Source organism: Exiguobacterium sp. s150 (assembly GCF_018618435.1).
In the GTDB taxonomy this organism is placed as follows: domain Bacteria; phylum Bacillota; class Bacilli; order Exiguobacteriales; family Exiguobacteriaceae; genus Exiguobacterium; species Exiguobacterium alkaliphilum.
In genome coordinates this window covers 1-656 of the sequence record NZ_JACSMC010000080.1, presented here as the reverse complement: position 1 = coordinate 656, position 656 = coordinate 1, and the positions used below count along the sequence as shown (strand labels likewise).

General features: G+C 59.8%; 1 protein-coding gene. It reads left to right on the top strand.

Annotated elements, in window-relative coordinates:
* The first annotated feature begins 158 nt into the window (after window positions 1–158).
* Entirely contained in the window at window positions 159–605 is a 447-nt protein-coding gene (locus KNP76_RS15635; protein ID WP_214845046.1) for a transposase, read from the top strand.
* Window positions 606–656 lie beyond the last annotated feature (51 nt).

Here is a 656-nt window from a genome sequence, read left to right as displayed (position 1 = left end):
ACCGTCACCGCCTCCGAACAGGAAGGGGAATCAATCATGTACCGAGCCCACATCGCCAAACGTCATGAACCGATCCACACCGCGGCCTCGTTGGACCAGTTGGTCCCGAAAGACCACCTTGTCCGAAAGATCGACCGCCATGTCGACTTCTCCATCGTCTGTGTGCACCGCTCTATTCGAACACCGGGCAGCCCGGCATCGATCCGGAGATCCTCATCAAGATCATCCTCCTCGGCCCGTTATTCAACATCCGGTCCGTCCGCCAGACCATCAAGGAGATCGAGACGAACCTGGCGTACCGATGGTTCCTCGGGCTCGGGATGGACGAGAAAGTCCCTGACCATTCGACGATCAGCCAAGCCTACCGGCGACGGTTCGCCGGGACGGACGTCTTCCAACAAATTTTTGACGACATCATCCACCAGGCGGAGGCGCATCACCTCGTCTCGGGACGGATCCTCCTCACGGATTCGACCCATATCCGGGCGAACGCCAGCAAGAAGAAGTTCGACAAGACCGAGGTCGACGCGGTCGTCACTGCGGTCGAGGACGAGCTGATGGCGCGCGTGAACGAGGATCGGTCCGCGCACGGAAAAAAGCGCTAGAGCCCGCCGAGCCCAGCGAACCTAAAAAGAAGGTGAGCAAGGTGAGCCGGA